The organism is Rhodococcus sp. ACT016 (assembly GCF_050477185.1).
Taxonomy (GTDB): Bacteria; Actinomycetota; Actinomycetes; order Mycobacteriales; family Mycobacteriaceae; genus Prescottella.
Map to the genome: position 1 here is coordinate 553,687 of NZ_JBEAET010000001.1, position 18,396 is coordinate 572,082.

Here is an 18,396-nt window from a genome sequence, read left to right on the forward strand (position 1 = left end):
GATGAGGTCTATGGGAAGTGACGATCAGTAGACCCGATGAATATCGGAAAAGCAATACAATTTCGAAACTTGACTCTCGATTCGGAACAGCCTGTACTGGCGGCATGGCACGAGCGACCGGCACCCGCGCAGACGAGATCCATGCGCGGCTGCGCGCCGACATCCTCGGCGGGGTGCTCACCCCGGGCGAGAAGCTCGCTTTCGGGCAGTTGCAGGCGCGCTACGACGTCAGCACCGGCGTGCTGCGGGAGGTGCTGCCGCGACTGGTCGAGCAGGGACTGGCGGTCTCCGAGGCCCAGCTCGGGTTCCGCGTGGTTCCCGTGTCGGTGCGGGATCTGCTGGAGCTCACCGAGACTCGCGTGTTCATCGAGTCCGAGGCGCTGCGTCGCTCGATCGCACACGGCGACGTCGAATGGGAGTCCGCGGTTCTCGCCGCGCGGCACCTGTTGTCGCGGACACCGCCGGCGGACGAGGACGGCCGGGTCTCGGAGGCCTGGCTCGCCGCCCACAGCGGCTTCCACGGGGTGCTGCTCCGGGCCTGTCCCAACACCCGACTCGTGCGGATCGCGGAGTCGCTGCGGGACGTCTCGGAGGTGTATCGCTGCTGGAGCGGGCGCACGGCGGAGTCGTCGGCGCGCGACGTCGACGCCGAGCACGGACGGATCGCGGCTGCCGCGGTGGACCGGGACGCCGATCGCGCGGTCGAGGAACTGCGTCGGCACATCGAGCTCACCACCGAGTTGCTGATCGCGGGACAGCAAGCGGCGCAGGATGGCTGACTCGATCGTCTGGTTTCGTCGCGACCTGCGGCTGACCGACCTGCCGACGCTGACCGCGGCGGGGGAGCGGGCGCTGGGACTCTTCGTCCTCGACGACCGGCTGCTCGGGCCGTCGGGCAGCCCCCGCCGGGACTTCCTGTACCGCAGCCTCGCCGCGCTGGACGAGCAATTGTCGGGTCGGCTCCTGGTGGTACGCGGGGACCCGTTGGACGTGGTGCCGTCGGTCGCGAAAGCGGTTGGTGCCGAAGAAGTTCATGTGAGCGCCGACTTCGGGCCGTACGGTCGGGAGCGGGACGCCGCGGTCGCCGAACGCGTCGAACTGGTGGCGACGGGCTCACCGTATGCGGTCGCACCGGGCCGGGTGACCAAGGACGACGGCACGCCGTACAAGGTGTTCACGCCGTGGTTCCGTCGGTGGCTCGACCACGGCTGGCGTGCCCCCGCTCGCACGGGCGCGGACACCCTGGAGTGGATCGACCCCGACGGCATCGCCGGAGTGCGGGGGCGCGTCCCGATTCCGGCGCCCGACGCGCCGGGCGTCGAGGCGGGGGAGGCCGCGGCGCTCGCGCGGTGGCGCGAGTTCTGCCACGACGACCTGCTCCGCTACGACGACGATCGCGACCGCCCCGACCTCGACACCACCAGCCGGATGTCGGTGTACCTGAAGTTCGGCAACATCCACCCGCGGACGATGCTCGCCGACCTCGCGGGCGGTCGTGGGCGCGGCGCGGAGCAGTACCGCCGACAGCTGGCGTGGCGAGACTTCTACGCCGACATCCTGTTCCAGCGTCCCGACAGTGCGCGTCGGAACTACGACGCCAAGTTCGACGCGATGCGGCACGACAGCGGGCGCGACGCCGACGCGCTGTTCGAGGCGTGGTGTGCGGGCCGCACCGGGTTCCCGATCGTCGACGCCGGCATGCGGCAGTTGGCCGCGGAGAACTGGATGCACAACCGGGTGCGGATGATCGTCGCCTCGTTCCTCGTCAAGGATCTGCACCTGCCGTGGTGGCGGGGCGCACGGCACTTCATGCGGTGCCTGGTCGACGGCGATGTCGCGTCGAACCAGCACGGGTGGCAGTGGACCGCGGGTTCGGGCACCGACGCGGCCCCGTACTTCCGGGTGTTCAATCCGATCCGTCAGGGCGAGAAGTTCGATCCGACCGGCGATTACGTCCGGCGTTGGGTGCCGGAACTGCGCGGCGTGCGGGGCAAGGCCGTCCACGCGCTGAAGGGCGGTCGTCCGGAGGGGTATCCGGATCCGGTCGTCGACCACGCCGAGGAGCGGCGCGAGGCGCTCGCGCGGTACGACGCGCTGGGCTGAGGCGCCAAGTCCTGGGATAGGCCTCGGCGGCACCGATTTCCTCGCCCCAATCCCGAGTGCGGCCCGATCGGTGGAGACACGGCGTCGGTGACGGCCGCTTTCCCACTGAGTGGACGGCCGGACTTTCGGTACCGCTGGCTCCGGTATAGCCTCGTGCGGCCCCTCGATGGAAGGATTTTCAGTGTCCCAGATCACTCCTCCTGATGTGTTCGCGCCGGCCAAACTGGGCCCGATTACGTTGCGCAACCGCATCATCAAGTCGGCGACGTTCGAGGGGCGGACCCCGCAGGCGCTGGTCACCGACGAACTGATCGAGTTCCACCGTCAGCCCGCCGCCGGTGGTGTCGGCATGACCACCGTGGCGTACTGCGCCGTGCAGCCCGAGGGCCGCACTGAGCGCGGACAGCTGTGGATGCGGCCCGAGGTGGTGCCGGGACTGCGCAAGCTCACCGACGCGATCCACGCCGAGGGTGCTGCCGCATCCGCCCAGATCGGTCACGCCGGGCCCGTCGCGAACGAGAAGTCCAACCGGCTGCCGGCGCTGGCGCCGTCGACGTCCTTCAGCCCGCTGAGCATGAAGAAGATTCACGCGGCGACGGCGTCCGACATCGCGCGGATCACGCAGGCGCATGCCGACGCGGCCCGGTTCGCGATCGAGGGCGGCTTCGACGCCGTCGAGATCCACTTCGGCCACAACTACTTCGCGAGCTCGTTCCTGAGCCCCAAGCTGAACAAGCGCAAGGACAACTACGGCGGCTCGCTCGAGAACCGGGCGCGGATCGTGCTGGAGACGGCGCGCGCCGTCCGCGAGGCGGTCGGCGACCGGATCGCGATTCTCGCGAAGCTCAACATGGACGACGGTGTGCCGGGCGGCTTCTGGGTGGACGAGGCGATCCAGGTTGCGCAGTGGCTCGAGGCGGACGGCAGCCTCGACGCACTCGAGCTCACGATGGGTAGCTCGCTGCTGAACCCGATGTACCTGTTCAAGGGCGACGCCCCGGTCCGGGAGTTCGCGAACGCGATGCCGCAGCCGATCAAGCTGGGCGTGCAGATGGTGGGCAAGGCGTTCATCAAGACCTACCCGTACGAGCCGCTGTTCATGCTCGAGGAGGCGCGTCAGATCAGGGCCGCGGTCAAGATGCCGCTGGTGCTGCTCGGCGGCGTCACCGACCGGGCCGGCATGGACACCGCGATGGCCGAGGGCTTCGAGTTCGTCGCGATGGCCCGCGCCCTGCTGCGCGAACCCGACCTGCTCAACCGCATCCAGGCCGAGTCGGCGACGCAGTCGCTGTGCATCCACTGCAACAAGTGCATGCCGACGATCTTCTCCGGTGCCCGCTGCGTCCTGGTCGATCGCGTCCCGCCCCGCGTGCGGGGCTGAGTTCGGCGCTCTACACGCAGTCCCACGCGAACTCGACCGCCGCGCGGACGTCGTCGGCCCACTCGGCCCAGACGTCCGCGGCGGTGGTCGGGGCGGCGACGGCGCACAGGGAATCCGTTGCAGCGCGGATGATCTCGAGTACGAGGTGTAGCTGGTGGCCGCCGACCATGGCCAAGTGGTCGTAGTCGGTCCCGGGCGACGTGCCCAGCGTTGCGAGTTCGTTCACCGCTCCGCCGTCCCGTCCGGTGGCGGCGCCCAGGTCGATGAGTTCGATCAGGCTCGCGATCGCGGGTGTCGGCGCCGGCGCCACCGGAATCGGCATTGTTGCGAGGCCTGCGGGGAGAAGGAACTCGGCGTCGTCCGCCGCGGCGGTGAACCGGGCGCGGGCGCGGGCCGACGACTCTGTGAGTTGTCGCGCGACGTGTTCTCCGTCGGGCGATTCGAGTGCGGTGAGCACGCGCAGTCGATCGGTCGCGGAGCCGAGCAGCGTCCAAGCAGTGCTCATCCGTCCCGTCTCGATCAGGGGAGCGGCGTCGAGCAACGTGCGGAGGATCTCGTCGTATTGGGCAATGGATGCGATGACTCGAATCCCGGGCCCGGCGGCCCGGTCCGGGTCCGCAGGCATGAAGTAGTCATCGGACTCGCGCAGTGCGCGGAGATCCGGTTCGAGGCAAGCCTGGACGGTGGTCACGACCTCGCGCACGAGCGCGGCCTGGTTCGAGAGTTCGATGCCCTCGATGTCGTGCAGGAAACCTCGTCGAGGGCTGTTCGCGACGAGATCGCGCAGGAGAGCGTGGACGGACGGCGTGGCTACGACGGACAAATTCTTCTCCCTCGAACGAGCAAGGCGAGCAAGGCGAGCAAGGACGAGCACGTGCAAGCGCGGATGGTCGCGGTGACCCGCGTCCATCCCGAATGGTCTTCGCCGATTTCGGACAATTCGAATCTTTAGACTTCGAAATGCGAGTCGGGACCTATACGTAAACTTACCGTGATCTTACTGTGATCGTCAAGCCTGGAGTTTGCCCTGACCTGGGGATTCTGGGAATCGACTTAAAGGTAGTTTGGCGAGTTATTTGCGAATTATCCGATTGGTGAGGATTTACAGGTCAGCTACTGCCCACCCCGAGTGCGGTCAGCAGCACCAACACTACGGTCACGACGGCGAATACTCCGTGTCCGGCGACGACCGCGACCGGGAAGTGTTTCTCCGCAGGCCCCGACTCCCCCGGAGTGGGTAGGTCGCTACCCGCGCCCACTGCCGCGTTTGCGCGATAGGTCGGAATCCACCGCGCGAGCATGGTAAATCCCAAGAGGGCGACCGGAACGAGCAGGACGAACGCAATCCAGGCGAGCGCATCCTTGTCCGCGAAGAGATAGACGATCCACACGATCAGGCCGATCACGGCGAGTGCAAAGTGGCCGAAGATCAGTGCCGGCGGAAACTTGCTGTTGCGTGGTTGCTGTGACCCGCCTTTGGCGATCCAGGTGGCCAGCATGTAGAAACCACCGACCGCCGTGAGTAACCAGGTCACCAGCGCTGCGACACCCATGTCTTCTTCTCCTAACACGTGGTGGGCGAGAGGGGCGACTACGACTGCACCGGCCGCTCGTGTCCGGCAGTAGGAACGAAGCCGTCGGCCTGAATCTCCTCGCGAACCACCCGGACGCCGTATCGGAATGCGAGCTTGCCGCCGAGGTATCCGGACACGGCCAGAACGACCACACTCACCACCGACAGCGCGATCTGCCCGGCACTGACCGGATGCGGCTCCCCGTATCCCGATCGGCGCCACAGAAAGTTCACCGCAAACCCTGCTGTCACAGCGAGATTGAGTGCCATGTGCACCAGGCCGGTGCGAAACGCCGGTGTCCCCGTCGGCATCGCGAACAGATCGAGGAAGCCGACCATCGCCGCGGCCAAGGCGCCGAGTACCCCGATCGCGATCAGCCACACCGAACCCTGGGCGAGGAACCCGGGCTGGTCGACGATCCGCGAGGCAATGTCGAATACCAGGCTCGCCACCCACGCCCCGATCGGCACCGTCACCAGGATCGGGTGGAACGGGTGACCGTACGGACCGGCCAACCCCGCGCTGACTGGACGCTTTCCGTGGTCCGCTTCGTCAGACACACCGACCACCCACTTCACCCGCGAGCTTCGTATCAAGCCTGACCCTGTTGTCGAATCTGGTCAAGACCGCCCGTGGCGGCCGTGAAAGGGTCCTCGTCCAGCGTGGTCACGGACTGGACAAAGTGCCCAATCCGTATGCAGCCCAGCCTGAAACGGCATCGGTGAACACCCGCGAACCGCGCGACCGACTGATCGATCGGCGGAATCGCCGCGCGGCCCGCCCGACCCGCAGGTCGGACGGGCCGCGCGCGTCCGCGACGGCTATCCGCGCAGCAGTTTCTCCAGGTCATCGAGGACCGACGGGTCCTCGATGGTCGACGGCACGGTGTACTCGGCGTTGTCGGCGATCTGGCGCATCGTCTTGCGCAGGATCTTGCCCGAGCGGGTCTTGGGCAGCGCCTGGACGACGGTGACGTCGCGGAACGTGGCGACGGCGCCGATCTGTTCACGGACCATCGCGACGAGTTCCTTGCGGAGGACGTCATCCTCGATCTCGACGCCCGCCTTGAGCACGACGTAGCCGCTCGGGCGCTGACCCTTGAGTGCATCGTGGATGCCGATCACCGCGCACTCGGCGACGGCGGGATGCGATGCGACGACCGCCTCCATGCTGCCCGTCGAAAGGCGGTGTCCGGCAACATTGATGACGTCGTCGCTGCGGCCCAGGACGAACACGTAGCCGTCCTCGTCGACGTAGCCGGAGTCGCCCGTGAGGTAGTAGCCGTCGAACGTCGACAGGTACGACTTCACGTAGCGGTCCTCGTCGCGCCACAACCCGGCGAGCGTGCCCGGCGGCAGCGGCAGCGCGATGACGATGTTGCCCTCGGTCCCGGCGGGGACGGGGGAGCCCTCGCCGTCGACGATGTCCACGCGGTAGCCGGGCACCGGGACGGTGGGGGAGCCGGCCTTGATCGGCATTGGTTCCAGCCCACGCAGATTCGCGCAGATCGCCCACCCGGTCTCGGTCTGCCACCAGTGGTCGATCACCGGGACGCCCAGCTTCTCCGTGGCCCACACGTAGGTGTCCGGATCCAGGCGCTCGCCGGCGGCGAACAGCGTCGTCATCGACGAGATGTCGTACTTGGCGAGCTCGGCCGCCTCGGGGTCGGCCTTACGGATCGCGCGGATCGCCGTCGGCGCGGTGAACAGCGCGGAGACGTTGTGCTCCTGGATCACTCGCCAGAATGCACCGGCGTCCGGGGTGCCGACGGGCTTGCCCTCGTACATGACGGTGGTGGCACCGGCGAGCAGCGGTGCGTAGACGATGTAGGAGTGGCCGACGACCCAGCCCACGTCCGACGCCGTCCACATGACCTGGCCCGGGCCGATGTCGTAGATGTTGCGCATCGACCACGTCAGGGCCACGGCGTGTCCGCCGTTGTCGCGGACGACGCCCTTGGGCTTTCCGGTGGTGCCCGACGTGTAGAGGATGTACAGCGGATCGGTCGCCGCGACCGAGACCGGCGCGGCATCGGTGGCGTCGGCGGCCAGCTCGTCCCAGTCGAACCAGGCGGCGCCGCGATCGCGGTAGTCGGCGGCGGAACCGGGGATGGTCTCGCGGTTCTTGACGATCACCGTGTGCGGTGGGTGCGCCGACATCCCCAGCGCCTGGTCGACCATCGGCAGGTACTCGATGGTGCGGCCGGGCTCGAGGCCGCCGGAGGCCGTGACCAGCACCACCGGCTGGGCGTCGTCGATGCGGGTGGCCAGCTCCTTGGCGGCGAAGCCGCCGAACACGACCGAGTGCACGGCGCCGATGCGGGCGCACGCGAGCATCGCGATGGCGGCCTCCGGGATCATCGGCATGTAGATCACGACGCGGTCGCCCGCCACGACGCCCTGCTCGGCCAGCACGCCGGCGAACCGGGCGACCTCGGCGAGCAGCTCGGAGTACGTGTATGTCCGCTGGGTGGGCACCATCGCCGAGTCGTAGATCAGCGCGGCCTGGTCGCCGCGGCCGTCACGCACGTGCCGGTCGAGCGCGTTGAAGCACGTGTTGAGGGCGGCGTCCGGGAACCAGCGGTAGATCGGGGCGTTCGAGTCGTCGAGCGCGCGCGTCGGTGCGGTGTCCCACTCCACGGACTCGGCGGCCGCGAGCCAGAAGCTGTCCGGCTGCTCCACGCTCTCGCGGAAGGCCTCGTCGTACGTGCTGGTGGCGTGCTCGGCGGTGCTCATCGATTCGGGTCCTCTCGGGTCCTGACACTGCGTCGGGGACGCACACGTCACTGCATCTGTGATGCAGACAACACCTTATTCGACGGGTAGCCGGTCGCCGTGTCGGGCGACCGGTCGCCGCGCGTCTCTGCGACGGGCGGCGTGCAACAGTCGATGAACGGCGAGGATCAGGAACTGCGCATCCTCCGGTAGTGCGCGCGGGCGTCCGCGTCGAGGTGTTCGGTGGCGTAGCTCAGTGCGGTCGTGCCCATCTCGGCGGCGTGGTCGTCGAGGAACCCGAGCAGCAGGCCACGGTCCACACGCTTGCCGACCTCCCGCAGCATCCAACCGGTCGCCTTCTGTGTCAGGTCACGCCGGTCGTCGAGCACCCGGGCCGCCAGGTCGAGCGTCGTGGACGCGTCGCCGCGCCGGATGAACCCGAACGTGGTGAGCAGCGCGACGCGTCGCCGCCACAGGTCGTCGTCGGCCCCGAGTTTGAACACCGGATCGCGGGGCCGGTCGTAGAGCCAGTCGCCAAGGACGTACAGCGCCGACAGGTCCACCAGGTCCCAGTTGTTCACCCGGCCCCGGAGGACGGCGGCCAGGTAGTGCTCGGCGATGCGCTCGCGGGCGTCGTCGTCACGGCCCCGGGCGCGACTCGCCCGGGCGAACTGCTCGACGAGGATCAGGAGCCCGGCCAGTCGGTGCTCGTGCACCGGACTGTCGAGCAGGGCGTCGACGTCGCCGAGCGGCAACGCCGCGAACCGCTTGGCCACCGCGCGGACGGCCGGCACCCGGACGCCGACGAACACGTCGCCCTCGCCGTACTCGCCGGGCCCGGTCTTGAAGAACCGCTGGAGTTGTCGCGCGTCGTCCGCGTCGGCGGCCTCGGTCAGGGCGGCGATCACGTCTGCGGCGTCGGACATGGACCGACGATCCCACACCGCGCATCCGTACGGTGGGGGACATGACGTCGCTCATCGCCGAAGATCTGTTGCTGCTCCTGCTCGACGACGAATCGGGTGGATCGATCGTCGACGGCACCCGGCTGCCCCGCGTCCTGGCCGGCGCGGTGCTGCTCGAACTAGCGCTCGACGGATACGTCACGCCCGCGGAACCCGGGGAGGACGTCAAGAAGGGGCGGTTGGCCGTTCGGCTCGACGGAGCGCCTGACGATCCGATCCTGGCACGCACCCTCGCGGTGATCCGCGAGGCACGGCGGCCGATGACACCCGAGGCCGTGATCGAGAAGCTCGACACCGAGATGCGGGCCGCCGTCTTCGAGCGCGTGATCGACCGCGGCTGGGTGCGCGAGAGCCGACGCAAGATCCTCGGCATCTTCCCGAGCAAGACGTGGCCGGCGGTCGACGAGAGTCACGAGCGTGAGGTTCGGCGCGAGCTCGAGCAGGTGCTCGTCGAGGGCCTCGATCCGAATCCGCGCACCGCGGCGCTCGTGTCGCTGCTGTCCGCGGTGGATGCGGTGGCCAAGGCCTTCCCGGACGCCGACCGTAAGGCGATCCGCAAGCGCGCCAAGGAGATCGCCGAAGGGGAGTGGGCCGCTGCCGCCGTCCGCAAGGCGGTGGACGCGATCAATGCCGCGGTCTTCGTGGCCGTCATGGTGCCGGCCATGACCGCCGGCTCGGCCTGAGCGCCCAATCCTGGCCCCGGTGGGCGGGGATCCGCGCGGAACCGGAAGGAATGGGCGCTCAGGCCGACGGGGTCAGCTACCGAAGAGGGTTCCGAGCGAGCCCAGCGAGCCGAGCGACCCGGCGGGCGTCGGCTGCTCGATGCGCACGACGGACACCGACGAACCGGTGTTGTTCGCGACGTACGCCTGCGTGCCGTCGGGGGTGATCGCCAATCCCGCCGGCGCGAGTCCGACCGCGGCGGCGGTGCTCACCGCGTTGTCGCTGGTATCGATCGCGGCCAGGGCGGCCTCACCGCTGATCGTCACGTAGACGCGGCGTCCGTCCGGGGTGATTGCGACGCCGCTCGGTGCATCGCCGACCGGAATCGTCGCGTGGACGGTGTCGTCGGTCGTGTCGATCACCGACACCGTGTCGTCGTCGACGTTGGCGACGTAGACGTGCTTGCCGTCGGGGGTGACGGCGGCACCGGACGGCGAGTTGCCGACCGTGATCGTGTCGACGACCGTCCCGCTCGTCGTGTCGATCACGGAGACACTCGACCCGAAGAGGTTGCTCACGTAGGCGCGGGAGCCGTTCGGAGCCAGGGCCGCCCACACCGGTCCGTCTCCGACAGCGATCGTCGACACCACTGTGCCGGTCGCGGTGTCGACGACGGACACGTCGTTGCTGCCACGATTGGTCACGTAGGCGCGGGTGCCGTCCGGAGCGATCGCCACCGATGTCGGTTGGTCTCCGACCGCGACGGTTCCGGTGACCGTGTGGGTTGCGGTATCGACCACCGACACGGTGCCGTCCGTCAACTGCGCGACGTAGGCGCGTGAACCGTCGGGGGTGAACGCCACGCCGCCCGGCGTCTGGCCGACGCCGAAACCTGTGGTCGCGCCGGTCGTCGTGTCGATTGTCGTGACGTTGTTGCTGAGGAGATTGGTGACGTAGGCCTGCGAGCCGTCGGGCGATATGGTCACGCCGAACGGTCCGTCTCCGGCGACGACCGTGCGGATCACGGTGTCGGCGCCGGACGCCGGCGCGCTGACGAAGGTGGCGGCGAGTGCCGTCAGGAATACCGCTCCGGCCCGGGTGGCGACCGTGCGGGTGGTGGTGCGTGGTGTGGCGTGCATGTGAGGGTCCTTTGTCCGAGTGGACGAGCCATGTTCGAAGACAAGGCGATTCGTCCGGCCGCACCAGTGGCGGCGAACCGGACAACCCCGACATCGCGACGATCCGAGTGGTCACTGCGGTGGGTCGGCCACCGGCACCTCCGGTCGATTCCCCTGAGCGCCAGGGAGTTCGACGTTCGCATCGCAGGTGCGGCGACGTGACAGGGAGGTTAACAGGAAGCAGTTAGGCGAATGAGCGAAACTCGCACGCCGACCGAATGTCACACCGTGCGTACTTGTTGCTCGAGGACGTCGGTGTCGGTGATGGCGGTGTCATCGCAGTCGAGTCCGTGGGCGATGAGCCCGCGGTAGTGGTCGATCTTGTCGTCGATGGCGGTGAGGTCCTGGCGCAACTCGGCGAGCCTGGCCGCAACCCGTGCCCGGTGTTCCTCGAGCAGGGCCATGCGTCGGCCGTGACTCGCGGCCCCCTCCTCGTACAACTCCAGGAACCGACGGATCTCGGCCACGGGCATACCTGTCCGCTTCAATCGCACTATGAGCTGGATGATGCGGACCGATGCGTCGTCGTATCGGCGGCGCCCGTCGCTGCCGCGCACGACACGCGGAATGAGGCCCTCGCGCTCGTACCAGCGAAGGGTGTCCTGCGTGAGCCCGGTGACCTCGGCGACCGATGCGATTCCCAGTGAAGCGGTCATACCTACGACGCTAGGCGCTGGAGTGCACTCCAACGCAAGCGCGGAGCCGAATGTCACATGCGTTCGGTTGGAGTGAACGCATGTGACATTCGGCCTCCGGGGTGTGACGTCACCGCCCCTGGGGTAGCCCCAGCGTCCGGTAGCGCCCGAGACGGGCCGCCATGCGGTCGTCGTCGGACAGGTCCCGCAACGCGACGAGTTCGTGGGCGATGGCCGCGCCGACCCGCTTCGAGAACTCGACCGGTTCGAGGGCGGCGTCGGGTCGCTCCGGGATGACGGCGTCGACGACGCCGTCGCGCAGCAGATCGAGTGACCGGATGCCCTGCGCCGCAGCCATCTGCGGGGCGTGGGTGGTGTCGCGGTGCACGATGGCGCTGGCGCCCTCCGGGGGAAGCGGTGCGAGCCAGCCGTTCTGGGCCGCGAGGACGCGGTCGGCCGGCAGCAGCGCCAGCGCGCCGCCGCCCGTGCCCTGGCCGAGCAGCACCGACACGGTCGGGGTGCGCAACGTGACGAGATCGGAGATGCAGCGGGCGATCTCGGGGGCCAGGCCGCGTTCCTCGGCCTCCTTCGACAGCGCCGCGCCGAGCGTGTCGATCACCAGTACGAGTGGGAGCCGCAGCTCGGCGGCCATCCGCATGCCGCGGCGGGCTTCGCGCAGCGCTGCCGGCCCCATCGTGTTGAGGGGCGACTGGCCCGCCCGGTCCTGGCCGAACAGCACGCACGGCTGCCCCGCGAACCGCGTGAGCGAGAGCAGCACCGTCGAGTCCACCTCGCCCTGGCCGGTGCCGCTGAGCGGCACTCGCGTGGAGGCGGCGTGCCGGACCAGTTCCCGGACACCCGGCCGGTCGGCACGGCGCGACGCCATCACCGACTGCCACGCCGGAACGTCCGGAATGTCATGTGGATCGCAATGATCCGGAATCGGGACCGTGTCGTCGGCCGGGTCGCTCACCACATGCAGCGCCTGATCGACCAGGTCGCGCAACTGCTCGACGGATGCGACACCGTCGATGACGCCTCGGCTGTACAGGTTCTCCGACGTCTGCACGCCCTCGGGGAATTTCTCGCCGTACAGCGCCTGGTAGACGCGGGGGCCGAGGAAGCCGACGAGCGCGCCCGGCTCGGCGATCGTCACGTGCCCGAGGGAGCCCCACGACGCGAAGACGCCGCCCGTGGTGGGGTCGCGCAGGTACACGAGATAGGGCAGGTGCGCCGACTTGTGCGCGGCCACGGCTGCGGCGATCTTGACCATCTGCACGAAGGCGACCGTGCCCTCCTGCATCCGCGTGCCGCCCGACGTCGGGGACGCGAGCAGCGGCAGGCCCTCGGCGGTGGCTCGCTCGATCGCGGTGACGATCCGCTCGGCGGCGGCGACGCCGATCGAGCCGGCGAGGAAGGAGAACTCGCACGCGATGACGGCGACCCGACGCCCGCCGAGCAGCGCCGTGCCGGTGACCACGGACTCGTCGACACCGGACTTCGTGGCGGCCGCGTCGAGTTCGGCGCGGTACTTCGCGTCGGGTGCGACGTCGACGGGAGCGGTGTCCCACGAGACGAAGCTGTCGGCGTCGAACACCCGACCGATCAGTTCCCGAGCAGAGATCCTGGTGCGGGACATGGTCTTTCCTCCCTCTGGTGCACTACCCACGGCGACCGCGCCCGACGTCGGGTGCGGTCGCCGTGGTCCAGCCTAGTTACCGGGCGAGGGCCTCGCGCCACGAGACCGTCTTGCCCATCCGCAGGATCGAGCGCTGGTAGATGCGGGCGGCCAGGGCGGACATCGCCACGGTGACCACGAGCATCAGCACGATGGTGCCGACGATCTGCACACCGCTCGCGACGCCGGCGGCGATCCGCAGCGGCATGAGGATCGCCGAGAACGGCGGAATCCAGCTCAGCACGTTCGACAGGGTGCCGTCCGGGCTCTGCACGGCGCTGAACGCGGCGAAGAACATCGCCATGATCAGGATGGTCAGGGGCATCGCGGTGGAGTTGACGTCCTCCTGGCGCGACACCATCGAGCCGGTCGCGGCGTAGAGGACCGCGAAGAACGAGAAGCCGAGGATGAACCAGCCGAGCGTGCCCACGAGCGTGCCCCATGCGGTGCCGCCGAGGGTGAGGACGCCGGTCGCGACGCCGGCGCCGACACCGACAATGCCGTACACCGCCAGCTGCGCGAGGCCGACCGCGCCGATACCGATCACCTTGCCCCACAGCAGCTGCAGCGGACGCAGCGTCGACAGCAGCAGCTCCACCACGCGGGACGACTTCTCCTCGACCACGCCCATCGCGACGTACATGCCGAACGCGAGGATCTGCATGTAGAGCAGGACCACGACGGCCGTCGAGAGCGCGATGCGCTGTCCGCGTTCGGGATCCGGCGGATCGATAGCGTCGACGGTGACGACCGCCGAGCTGGTGGTCTCGGCCAGCTGGGCGGGATCGACGCCCTGCGCGGCGAGTGCCGCGCTCTGCGCCTGGGCGGCGACGGCGCCGTCGAGCACCACCCGCAGCGGTGCGTCGATCTCCGACTTCGTGATCGCGGTGACGCTGCCGCCGGCTCCGGGGATCACCGCGACGTCGAGGTCGCCGTCCTCCACCTGGGTGCGGGCGGTCTGCTCGCCGTCGATTTCCTTGATCTCGACCGGGTTTCCGACGGCGTCGCCGGTCGCGACGAGGGCGGCGGCGAGTGTCTGGTCGCCCACCAGGCCGATCTTGGAGCGGTCCTCGTCGTCGCTTCCGGAGAAGATCGACGCGGCGACGATGGCGCCGACGATCGCGATCAGGACGATCACGTTGCTGACGACGAAGCTCTTCTTCCGCACCTGGGTGAGGAACTCGCGTCGGGCGACCAGCGCGATTGCGCGGATCGGGGTCAGGCCGGTGCGGCCGCTCATGCGGACACCACCTCTCGGAACAGTTCGGTCAAGGACGGCTTGCGGACCGCGAACTCGTGCACAGGTCCGGTCTTCAGTGCGGTGTTCAGTACCGCCTGGTCGTCGGCCCCGGCATCGAGGGACAGCACCGTGCGGCCGTCGGCGTGGCTGACGGTCGTTACCCCGAAGAGGTCGTCCGCCCATCCCGGCGGGGCGGCGGGCGCGTGGACCTCGAGCAGGACGTTGCCGCCGCCGCGGAGTTCGTCGACCGTGCCGATCGAGTTCATCCGCCCCTTCGCGATGATCCCGACACGGTCGCACAGTCGCTGCACGAGATCGAGCTGATGGCTGGAGAAGATCACGGGGACACCGGTGTTCGCCTTCTCCACCAGGACGTCGCTCATGACGTCGACGGCCACCGGATCGAGCCCGGAGAACGGTTCGTCGAGGATGAGGACGGCCGGGTCGTGGACCAGCGCGGCCGCCAACTGGACGCGCTGCTGGTTGCCCAGGCTCAGTGCGTCGACGGCGTCGTTCACGCGCTCGGCGATGCCTAGGCGCTCGGTCCACCGGCGTGCCGATTCGGCCGCCTCGGTACGCGAAAGCCCGTGCAGTTCCGCGAAGTACGTGAGCTGGTGGCCCACCTTCATCTTCGGGTAGAGGCCGCGTTCCTCGGGCATGTAGCCGATCGAGCGCCGCACCTCGAGGTCGACGGGCCGGCCGCCGAGCCGGACCTCGCCGCTGTCGGCGGCGAGCACGCCGAGCGCGATCCGCATCGTGGTCGTCTTGCCGGCGCCGTTGCTGCCGACGAATCCGAAGATCTCACCGGGGCGGACGTCGAAGCTCAGGCTCTCGAGGGCCACGACGTCGCCGTAGCGTTTCGAGATCCCGTCGAAGGTGAGGGTGTTTCCGGTCATGCGGGCTCCTCGTGGTCGTCGGTATCGGGGTCGGGTCGGGTCCAGGCCAGGACCATCGCGGGCACGCACGCGCCGATGACGAGCGTGGTCAGCACGAAGAGTCCGCCGGAGTAGACGAGGTTGGGGCGGTCGATGTCCAGCTCGAGCGCAGCCGCGAGGATGAGGAACACCGCCGGGACGAACGTCAGGGTCTGGGTCACCGTGAGGCCGATGGAGCGGGCGCTGTCGCGCTGCTGGACCTCCCATTCGTCGAGAGCGTCGCGGGGCGCGTCGCACTGGCGGCCCGAGACGATCTGCAGAGACGTCCACGTGACCAGGAAAGCCGCGCAGACCGGGAGCCACAGAAGGGGGCCGATCCGCATGTTCGTCAGGCAGACCGCCCCCACGGCGACCATGCACACGAGGATCACCACGAGGGCGACGACCAGGATGCGTCGCCGTCGTTGTGTCCGCCACCCCGGCAGCCAGTGTCGGTACAGCTCCTCGTGATGGAGGAAGCGTCGGGTGCGGAAGTCCTGATACCGCTCGAGCAGGCCGGGGTCAGCCATGGTCGTCGGCTCCTCCTGATCGGTCGCTTCGGTAAAGCTCGGTACTGAGTGGTCCGAACTCGGTGCGGGAGAACACGGCCTCGACGGGTAGGTCGAAGACGGCGCAGATCCGCAGCGCGAGGTCGAGGCTGGGGTAGTGGTCGCCACGCTCGAGCGCGCCGACGGTCTGCGGGTTCACCTCGACCAGCTCGGCGAGCCGCGCGCGGCTCATCTTGCGTTCGGCGCGCAGCACGGCGATGCGATTGAAGATGGGGAGGCTCGCCCCACGTCGCACCGGGCTCATGCAGTGAATCGTTGTAAAAACCCAACAGTCTGTCAAACCAAGCGAATGCTCGGCGAGGCCTCCGCCGGGTCGGTACGACGGCCTGTAGTAACCTCTGGGCATGCGGATCGGCCCAGGTGAGGAGCTTGCACGCCAGGTGCGTGGCCTCGCCGTTGCCGGATCCGTCATCGCCCTCGCGATCGGCGCACACGGTCTGGCCGGCGGAGGCACGCCGCACGGCGTCACCCTCCTGCTGCTCGGCGGCGCCGCGGCCGTGCTCGCCGCGGCGGTGACCGCGGTCCCGACGCTCGCCACCCGTCGCCGTTGGCTCGTGCCCGTGCTGGCGACCGGCCAGGTGCTCGCGCACACGGCGCTCTCGCTCGGTGATGCCCACAGCGGAATGCACTCGGGTTCGCACCTGACCGCACCGATGCTTCTCGCGCACACCGCGGCCGTCGTCGTGTGTGCGGCGCTCATCGCGGCGGCCGAACGGATCGGCCCGCGGGCGTATGCCGCGCTGCGCCGGATCCTGCCGAGAATTCTGACCGTGCTTCCGGTGCGGCTCGAACCCGCGCTGCCCAGCGCGGTCGCCGACGTGCGTCCAGTGGTGACGTCCGCGTGCGTCGGGCCGATCGCCCGCCGGGGCCCACCCGCCTTCTGCTGAGCCCTCACTTCACCGCGTCACGGCCGTCTCGCGCCGTCGACGCGTGTTCTCACACACCCTGCGGGCAGCGCCCGCGCGCCTGAGAGCCGCCGCGCGCCCGCACACGAAAGGCACACGCACATGAAGGCATTCACCCGTACCCGCGTTCTCGCGATCGGCGTCACCGTCGCGGCCGGACTCACCCTCGTCGGGTGCAGCAGCGACTCGAAGGACGACGCGAAGGCGACCGACACCGCATCGATCTCGCTGCAGGACTCGTGGGTCAAGGCGGCCGACAGCGGCATGACCGCGATGTTCGGCACCATCGTCAACGACTCGGACAGCGACATGACGCTGACGTCGGTGACCTCGTCGGCCTCGCCGCGCGTCGAACTCCACGAGATGGCGCCCGACGGCTCCGGTGCGATGAAGATGCGGGAGAAGGACGGCGGCATGACCGTCAAGGCGCACGGCACGTACGACCTGAAGCCGGGTGCCGACCACATCATGCTGTTCGACCTGCCGGCCCCGGTGCAGGCCGGCACCGACGTGTCGTTCACGTTCACGTTCGCCGACGGCGCGACCGCGCAGTTCTCGTCGCAGGTCCGCGACTTCACCGGCGCACGTGAGAGCTACGACTCGCACGGCGACATGCCGAACCAGGACCACGGCGAGGCGCACAGTGGCTGACCTGAGCCGCCGGCAGTTGTTCGGGGTCGGCGCCGCCGCGATCGGCGGCGTCGGCCTCGGCCTCGGGGCGGGTGCGGTCGCGACGCGACCCGCGAAGGCCGAGACCGTCGCGGAGACGGTGTCGTTCCGGGGCGAGCACCAGGCCGGAATCGAGACGCCGCCGCCGGCGCACACCACGTTCGTCGGCCTCGACCTGAAGGGGACCGACCGGGCGGCGCTGGTCCGCATGATGCGGGTGTGGACCGACGACGCCGCGCGGCTCACCGCGGGACGGGGCGCGCTCGCCGACACCGAACCCGATCTCGCGACCGCGCCCGCCCGCCTCACGGTCACCGTCGGTTTCGGTCCGGGGGTGTTCCGGGCCGCGGGCCTCGAAGACCGCCGGCCGTCGTGGTGCAGGCCGCTGCCGCCGTTCGAGGTCGACAAGCTCGAGCCGCGGTGGAACGACGGCGACGTGCTGCTGCAGGTGGGCTCGGACGACCCGGTCACGGTCGCGCACGCATTGCGGGTGCTGCTCAAGGACGCGCGCAACACGACGTCCGTGCGGTGGGTGCAACGCGGGTTCCGGCGGGCGCGCGGCAGCGAGCCCGCGGGCACCACGATGCGCAACCTGATGGGACAGGTCGACGGCACGATCAACCCGCAGGGCGGTAGCGACGACTTCGCCCAGGTCGTGTGGAACGACGGCGCCGAGCAGCCGTGGATGGCCGGTGGCACGTCGGTGGTGATCCGACGCATCCACCTCGACCTCGACGGCTGGGACGAGCTGGACGGTCCGGGTCGTGACGAGGTGATGGGACGCCGGATGTCCGACGGCTCGCCGCTGACCGGTGAATCCGAGTTCGACGCACCGGATTTCGATGCAGTCGGGCCGGGCGGGCTGAGGATCATCCCGGAGTTCTCGCACATCGCGCGGGCCCGGCCGATGGCGCCGCGGGAGCGGTTCCTGCGGCGCGCCTACAACTACGACGAGGCTCCCGACGGCGTCGGCGTGTCCGACTCCGGGCTGATCTTCGTGGCCTATCAGGCCGACGTCGACGTCCAGTACGTGCCGGTGCAGCAGCGTCTGGCGGAGGCGGACATGTTCAACCGGTGGTCGACGCCGATCGGCTCGGCGGTGTTCGCGATCCCGCCCGGCTGCCGCGAGGGCGAGTACCTGGGGCAGGGCCTGCTGGGATAGGCGCTGCGCGCCCGTGCGCCTTTCTGGTGGCCCCCGCTACCGAAAA

General features: G+C 69.3%; 19 protein-coding genes. 7 read left to right on the top strand and 12 right to left on the bottom strand.

Going from position 1 to position 18,396, the window contains the following annotated elements; translation table 11 throughout:
* Positions 1-104 precede the first annotated feature (104 nt).
* The 3 genes from ACQ5DX_RS02655 to ACQ5DX_RS02665 all read left to right on the top strand — a co-directional run bounded on the left by ACQ5DX_RS02655 (position 105) and on the right by ACQ5DX_RS02665 (position 3,484).
* Positions 105-779, top strand: a complete 675-nt coding sequence (locus ACQ5DX_RS02655) for a GntR family transcriptional regulator (protein ID WP_430331140.1) — start codon at positions 105-107, stop codon at positions 777-779.
* Entirely contained in the window at positions 772-2,103 is a 1,332-nt protein-coding gene (locus ACQ5DX_RS02660; protein WP_430331141.1) for a cryptochrome/photolyase family protein, read from the top strand. The genes ACQ5DX_RS02655 and ACQ5DX_RS02660 overlap by 8 nt, the downstream gene beginning before the upstream one ends.
* Before the next feature lie 166 nt (positions 2,104-2,269).
* Positions 2,270-3,484: an NADH:flavin oxidoreductase gene (locus tag ACQ5DX_RS02665; RefSeq protein ID WP_430331142.1), complete on the top strand. Its 1,215-nt coding sequence runs from the start codon at positions 2,270-2,272 to the stop codon at positions 3,482-3,484.
* A gap of 10 nt (positions 3,485-3,494) precedes the next feature.
* Here ACQ5DX_RS02665 and ACQ5DX_RS02670 read toward each other — a convergent pair whose 3' ends face one another.
* The 5 genes from ACQ5DX_RS02670 to ACQ5DX_RS02690 all read right to left on the bottom strand — a co-directional run bounded on the left by ACQ5DX_RS02670 (position 3,495) and on the right by ACQ5DX_RS02690 (position 8,698).
* Positions 3,495-4,307: a hypothetical protein gene (locus tag ACQ5DX_RS02670; RefSeq protein WP_430331143.1), complete on the bottom strand. Its 813-nt coding sequence runs from the start codon at positions 4,305-4,307 to the stop codon at positions 3,495-3,497.
* 286 nt (positions 4,308-4,593) lie between these two features.
* Positions 4,594-5,037 (bottom strand): hypothetical protein, encoded by a 444-nt coding sequence (locus ACQ5DX_RS02675; RefSeq protein WP_430331144.1) that lies wholly within the window; start codon positions 5,035-5,037, stop codon positions 4,594-4,596.
* A 38-nt stretch (positions 5,038-5,075) separates the two neighbouring features.
* Entirely contained in the window at positions 5,076-5,618 is a 543-nt protein-coding gene (locus tag ACQ5DX_RS02680; protein WP_430331145.1) for a DUF2231 domain-containing protein, read from the bottom strand.
* A 261-nt stretch (positions 5,619-5,879) separates the two neighbouring features.
* Positions 5,880-7,793, bottom strand: a complete 1,914-nt coding sequence (locus tag ACQ5DX_RS02685) for a propionyl-CoA synthetase (protein ID WP_430331146.1) — start codon at positions 7,791-7,793, stop codon at positions 5,880-5,882.
* A 167-nt stretch (positions 7,794-7,960) separates the two neighbouring features.
* Positions 7,961-8,698: a DNA alkylation repair protein gene (locus ACQ5DX_RS02690; protein ID WP_430331147.1), complete on the bottom strand. Its 738-nt coding sequence runs from the start codon at positions 8,696-8,698 to the stop codon at positions 7,961-7,963.
* 41 nt (positions 8,699-8,739) lie between these two features.
* Between ACQ5DX_RS02690 and ACQ5DX_RS02695 the strand changes: the two genes are divergently transcribed.
* Positions 8,740-9,420: a GOLPH3/VPS74 family protein gene (locus tag ACQ5DX_RS02695; RefSeq protein WP_430331148.1), complete on the top strand. Its 681-nt coding sequence runs from the start codon at positions 8,740-8,742 to the stop codon at positions 9,418-9,420.
* A 72-nt stretch (positions 9,421-9,492) separates the two neighbouring features.
* Here the strand turns inward: ACQ5DX_RS02695 and ACQ5DX_RS02700 are convergent, their stop codons facing one another.
* The 7 genes from ACQ5DX_RS02700 to ACQ5DX_RS02730 form a co-directional block, all read right to left on the bottom strand.
* A complete protein-coding gene (locus tag ACQ5DX_RS02700; protein WP_430331149.1) occupies positions 9,493-10,539 on the bottom strand; it encodes a beta-propeller fold lactonase family protein in 1,047 nt (348 codons plus the stop codon).
* A gap of 260 nt (positions 10,540-10,799) precedes the next feature.
* A complete protein-coding gene (locus ACQ5DX_RS02705; RefSeq protein ID WP_430331150.1) occupies positions 10,800-11,234 on the bottom strand; it encodes a MerR family transcriptional regulator in 435 nt (144 codons plus the stop codon).
* 109 nt (positions 11,235-11,343) lie between these two features.
* Positions 11,344-12,852, bottom strand: coding sequence for a carboxyl transferase domain-containing protein (locus ACQ5DX_RS02710; protein WP_430331151.1), 1,509 nt, complete (start codon positions 12,850-12,852; stop codon positions 11,344-11,346).
* A gap of 76 nt (positions 12,853-12,928) precedes the next feature.
* Positions 12,929-14,131, bottom strand: a complete 1,203-nt coding sequence (locus tag ACQ5DX_RS02715; RefSeq protein WP_430331152.1) for an ABC transporter permease — start codon at positions 14,129-14,131, stop codon at positions 12,929-12,931.
* The gene (locus ACQ5DX_RS02720; RefSeq protein WP_430331153.1) at positions 14,128-15,027 is read right to left on the bottom strand and encodes an ABC transporter ATP-binding protein; all 900 of its coding nucleotides are present in this window, start codon (positions 15,025-15,027) and stop codon (positions 14,128-14,130) included. The genes ACQ5DX_RS02715 and ACQ5DX_RS02720 overlap by 4 nt, the downstream gene beginning before the upstream one ends.
* Positions 15,024-15,575 carry a hypothetical protein gene (locus tag ACQ5DX_RS02725; RefSeq protein ID WP_430331154.1) on the bottom strand — a complete coding sequence of 184 codons (552 nt, stop codon included), beginning with the start codon at positions 15,573-15,575 and terminating at the stop codon, positions 15,024-15,026. The genes ACQ5DX_RS02720 and ACQ5DX_RS02725 overlap by 4 nt, the downstream gene beginning before the upstream one ends.
* Entirely contained in the window at positions 15,568-15,858 is a 291-nt protein-coding gene (locus tag ACQ5DX_RS02730; protein WP_430331155.1) for a helix-turn-helix transcriptional regulator, read from the bottom strand. The genes ACQ5DX_RS02725 and ACQ5DX_RS02730 overlap by 8 nt, the downstream gene beginning before the upstream one ends.
* 100 nt (positions 15,859-15,958) lie before the next feature.
* Here ACQ5DX_RS02730 and ACQ5DX_RS02735 point away from each other — a divergent pair, with 100 nt between their 5' ends.
* The 3 genes from ACQ5DX_RS02735 (at position 15,959) to ACQ5DX_RS02745 (ending at position 18,350) form a co-directional block, all read left to right on the top strand.
* Positions 15,959-16,501, top strand: a complete 543-nt coding sequence (locus ACQ5DX_RS02735; protein WP_430331156.1) for a hypothetical protein — start codon at positions 15,959-15,961, stop codon at positions 16,499-16,501.
* Between the two features lie 120 nt (positions 16,502-16,621).
* A complete protein-coding gene (locus ACQ5DX_RS02740; protein ID WP_430331157.1) occupies positions 16,622-17,170 on the top strand; it encodes a copper chaperone PCu(A)C in 549 nt (182 codons plus the stop codon).
* Positions 17,163-18,350, top strand: a complete 1,188-nt coding sequence (locus ACQ5DX_RS02745; RefSeq protein WP_430331158.1) for a Dyp-type peroxidase — start codon at positions 17,163-17,165, stop codon at positions 18,348-18,350. The genes ACQ5DX_RS02740 and ACQ5DX_RS02745 overlap by 8 nt, the downstream gene beginning before the upstream one ends.
* Positions 18,351-18,396: the final 46 nt, after the last annotated feature.

Bases quoted from the DNA above. Each gene is read 5' to 3' on its own strand.
- ACQ5DX_RS02655 (WP_430331140.1), top strand. From the start codon at position 105: ATGGCACGAGCGACCGGCACCCGCGCAGACGAGATCCATGCGCGGCTG.
- ACQ5DX_RS02660 (WP_430331141.1), top strand. From the start codon at position 772: ATGGCTGACTCGATCGTCTGGTTTCGTCGCGACCTGCGGCTGACCGAC.
- ACQ5DX_RS02665 (WP_430331142.1), top strand. From the start codon at position 2,270: ATGGAAGGATTTTCAGTGTCCCAGATCACTCCTCCTGATGTGTTCGCG.
- ACQ5DX_RS02675 (WP_430331144.1), bottom strand. From the start codon at position 5,037: ATGGGTGTCGCAGCGCTGGTGACCTGGTTACTCACGGCGGTCGGTGGT.
- ACQ5DX_RS02685 (WP_430331146.1), bottom strand. From the start codon at position 7,793: ATGAGCACCGCCGAGCACGCCACCAGCACGTACGACGAGGCCTTCCGC.
- ACQ5DX_RS02690 (WP_430331147.1), bottom strand. From the start codon at position 8,698: ATGTCCGACGCCGCAGACGTGATCGCCGCCCTGACCGAGGCCGCCGAC.
- ACQ5DX_RS02695 (WP_430331148.1), top strand. From the start codon at position 8,740: ATGACGTCGCTCATCGCCGAAGATCTGTTGCTGCTCCTGCTCGACGAC.
- ACQ5DX_RS02700 (WP_430331149.1), bottom strand. From the start codon at position 10,539: ATGCACGCCACACCACGCACCACCACCCGCACGGTCGCCACCCGGGCC.
- ACQ5DX_RS02705 (WP_430331150.1), bottom strand. From the start codon at position 11,234: ATGACCGCTTCACTGGGAATCGCATCGGTCGCCGAGGTCACCGGGCTC.
- ACQ5DX_RS02710 (WP_430331151.1), bottom strand. From the start codon at position 12,852: ATGTCCCGCACCAGGATCTCTGCTCGGGAACTGATCGGTCGGGTGTTC.
- ACQ5DX_RS02715 (WP_430331152.1), bottom strand. From the start codon at position 14,131: ATGAGCGGCCGCACCGGCCTGACCCCGATCCGCGCAATCGCGCTGGTC.
- ACQ5DX_RS02720 (WP_430331153.1), bottom strand. From the start codon at position 15,027: ATGACCGGAAACACCCTCACCTTCGACGGGATCTCGAAACGCTACGGC.
- ACQ5DX_RS02725 (WP_430331154.1), bottom strand. From the start codon at position 15,575: ATGGCTGACCCCGGCCTGCTCGAGCGGTATCAGGACTTCCGCACCCGA.
- ACQ5DX_RS02730 (WP_430331155.1), bottom strand. From the start codon at position 15,858: ATGAGCCCGGTGCGACGTGGGGCGAGCCTCCCCATCTTCAATCGCATC.
- ACQ5DX_RS02735 (WP_430331156.1), top strand. From the start codon at position 15,959: ATGCGGATCGGCCCAGGTGAGGAGCTTGCACGCCAGGTGCGTGGCCTC.
- ACQ5DX_RS02740 (WP_430331157.1), top strand. From the start codon at position 16,622: ATGAAGGCATTCACCCGTACCCGCGTTCTCGCGATCGGCGTCACCGTC.